At 35.8% G+C, this 3343-nt stretch carries 3 protein-coding genes; 1 reads left to right on the plus strand and 2 read right to left on the minus strand.

The window, feature by feature from the left end; genetic code table 11:
• A partial coding sequence (locus tag WBN20_RS13510) for a glycosyltransferase family 39 protein (RefSeq protein ID WP_424282072.1) occupies positions 1-1468 on the plus strand: 1468 nt, incomplete at its 5' end.
• Positions 1469-1471: 3 nt separating this feature from the next.
• On the opposite strand, the gene WBN20_RS13515 is transcribed toward WBN20_RS13510, so the two are convergent.
• On the minus strand, positions 1472-2344 hold the full coding sequence (locus WBN20_RS13515; protein ID WP_424282073.1) for a lysylphosphatidylglycerol synthase transmembrane domain-containing protein: 873 nt from the start codon (positions 2342-2344) through the stop codon (positions 1472-1474).
• On the minus strand, positions 2334-3287 hold the full coding sequence (locus WBN20_RS13520; protein WP_424271284.1) for a glycosyltransferase family 2 protein: 954 nt from the start codon (positions 3285-3287) through the stop codon (positions 2334-2336). Before WBN20_RS13520 ends, WBN20_RS13515 begins: the two co-directional genes overlap by 11 nt.
• Positions 3288-3343 lie beyond the last annotated feature (56 nt).

Genomic DNA, 3343 nt, shown 5'->3' on the forward strand with positions numbered 1-3343 from the left:
TTACTGGCTGGCGGCCATTGCTTTTAAAATTTTCGGTCTTTACGATTGGGCTTATAGAATTCCCGGTATCCTGGCAACATTGCTAGGTGCATACAGCTGTTATGGGTTGGGTAAGGTTTTGTATAACAAGGAGGTAGGTAAAATAGCTTCTCTTATTTTTATGACAGCACAAACCATCATGTTGTCTAATATTGACGTACGGACTGATGCTGTTCTTACCGGATTTACCGCTTTGGCTATTTGGCAACTGGCAGCTTATATAGAAAAAAATTCCCTGAAAAATTTACTTCTGGGTGCGTTTGGTGCCGGAATTGCTTTTTCCACAAAAGGGCAGATTGCACTATTAGTTATAGGTCTTCCAATACTTTGCCATTTAGGTTATAGCAATAAATGGAAATTACTATTCAGTTGGAAGGTATTAGCTGCATTGGTAGTATTTGGATTAACTATTTCACCTATACTTTATGCCTATTACCTGCAATTTGATCTGCATCCGGAAAAAATAATTCGAGGCAAAGATCACAGGAGTGGTATACTCTTTATTCTCTGGGAACAAAGTTTTGAACGCTTAAGCGGAGAAGGGGTAGGAAAGAATAGCAGCGATTATTTTTTCTTTTTCCACACTTTTTTATGGGTATTTATTCCATGGACAATACTAGGCCTTGCTGCTTATTGGACACAGGTCAAGGCATTTTTTAAAACTAAATTCAGGAGGGATTCTGGCCTGGAATTTCTTACAATTGGGGGTATTACTTTAATTTTTTTAATTATAAGCTTTGCACAATTTAAATTACCGCACTACCTAAATATTATGATTCCTTTGTTCGCGGTACTTTCGGCTTCTTTTGTGCAGGATTTAATCAATTCTGCAAAAGTAAAAAAGATGAAAGTATTTCTTGGACTGCAAACTTTCATTCTGGGTTTAGTTTGTATTACCTCAATTCTGATTTGTTTTTTTGTGTTTAAAATTTCAAACTGGTATGCCTATGTTTTATTATTATCAGCCTTTGTTCTAATAGGATATTTCTGTTTAAAGCAGCAGGAATATGGTCTTCGATTATTAACTATCTCGATATACAGTTCTCTTCTTTTAAATGCTGTTTTGAATTTACATTTTTATCCATCTTTATTAGAGTATCAGGCGGGCTCTACTATGTCTGGTATAGTTGCTGAAAATGACATTCCGGCCGATGAGATATATAAAATTACCTCCGGGTCTACTTGGGCCCTGGATTTTTACAACCAACATCCCGTTCAAACAATAGAAGTTGCAGATCTGCAGAAGGAAGCAGTTTGGGTTTATGGCACAGATGACGATCTTAAAAAACTAAAAGAAGCCGGTGTGCATTGGGACAGGCATTTTACTGCAGATCAATTCAGGATAACACGTTTACAACCAAAGTTTTTAAATCCTGCCAGCAGGAAGCAAGTGTTAAACAGCATGCATTTAATTCACCTGATCGAATAAGTTTTAGGCCGGGATCTCTTCCAATTCGGGTTTTTTAAAATGGTAAATAATTCCTGCAAGGGAAACTGCGGCGGTTATTAGAAAAAAGAGCATGCTGATACTTACTGAAGTATTCTCATCTAATCCCAACCAAAGTGCTCCGTAATAGAAAACTACTTCCCTGCTTCCTATTCCGCCTATTGTCAATGGTAAAACAGAAACAATAGACGATATTAGGAAAATAAATAAATAGGCAATGTTATCGCCTTGCACATCTAAAGCCTGTAAAATAAATAAAACACTTACCAATTGAGCTAGTTGGACCAAAGCCGAATACCCCAAAGATTTCCAGAAAACAGGATAAACGAATGAAAAAAACCTTTTATTAAAAAGCCAAAAAATAAGAATACTAAGCCCAATTGCTATTCCAAAAATGAGTTTATAGGGCTGTAAACGGCCTTCATCTAAAAATAGTGCAAGCAAACAGCTGATCACAAAGATCAGCAAAAGTCCATTAAGCCGATCTAAAACAAGAATAGAAACAACGCTTTTGGTCTTTACCTCATATTTTTTCTTTAATACATATCCTTTATAAGCGTCTCCCCCAATTCCACCTGGTAAAAACAAGTTATAAAACATGCCAAGGAGGTATAGTTTTAAATTGCTTAATTGAGTAAGAAATATCTTGATTTGATGAATATACAGGTTTAGGCGAAAGGCTGATAAAACCTTGGAAAGGATAAAAAACAAGAGCGCTATAAACAGGTATCCTAAATTACTTCCCTTAAGAATATCCCAAACCTCTTTGAATTGAATTTTGGTAAAAACAAAATACAGCAGAACAAAGCTAAAAAGGATTTTAAGAAGGGTAATCCCTTTTTTACGATTATTGGCCACCTATAGATATACTTTTAATTCTGTAGGGCCTTTTATTTTGCGATTCATAATATGTTCGAATGAGAAGTTCCATAACTATACCTATGGTAAACAGCTGTATCCCCGCTAATATGAACATCATTCCAAAAATGAGTAGCGGCCTGGTTCCTATATCCTGTCCGAAACCTACTTTTATGATAAGCAAATAGATATTAATAAAGATTCCCAATATAATTAGCAAAACTCCAAGAATACCAAATAAATGAATGGGTCGTTGGAAATATTTTCTTATAAAAAGGAGTAGCATCATATCGGCCACCACCTTAAAAACGCGTTCTAATCCATACTTGGATACTCCGGCATTTCTTGCATGGTGTTGCACAGGGACCTGCTTTATCTGAGCACCTTCTAAATGTGCCAGTAAGGTGATAAAGCGATGCATTTCACCATAAAGGTTCAAATCTTTAGCAATATCCCTTGTAAATACCTTTAGGGCACATCCATTGTCTTTGATATCTAATTTAGTTACACGCCTAACCAAGAAATTAGCAATCTTGGACGGGATTTTCTTAACCAAAGAATCCTTTCTTTTTTGCCGGATTCCAGTAACAACATCATATTCGCCGCTCACCGCATACTCCAACATTTTAGGAATATCCTGAGGATCATTTTGCAGGTCACCGTCCATAGTAATGATATATTCGCCTTTGGCATAGTCAATACCTGCAGCCAGAGCCAAACTTTGACCATAGTTCTTTTTTAATGCTATTAAATGAACGTTGGGATCTTTTATATCTTTTATCTTTTTGCGGGTAAGGTCTGTGGAAAAATCATCTACATATATAATCTGATAGAAATAACCTTGCAGACTCTCATTAATTTTAGATGTAAGAAGTTCTACATTTTCTTCTTCATTATAGAGTGGAATAACAATAGATAAAAGTGAGAGGGTAACCGGCTTCATTCTGGTGGTTAAATGTTGGGACAAATTTATACTTTTTATTTAAGTTCTTTCCTATA

It is taken from the genome of Eudoraea sp. (assembly GCF_049665975.1).
Taxonomy (GTDB): Bacteria; Bacteroidota; Bacteroidia; order Flavobacteriales; family Flavobacteriaceae; genus Eudoraea.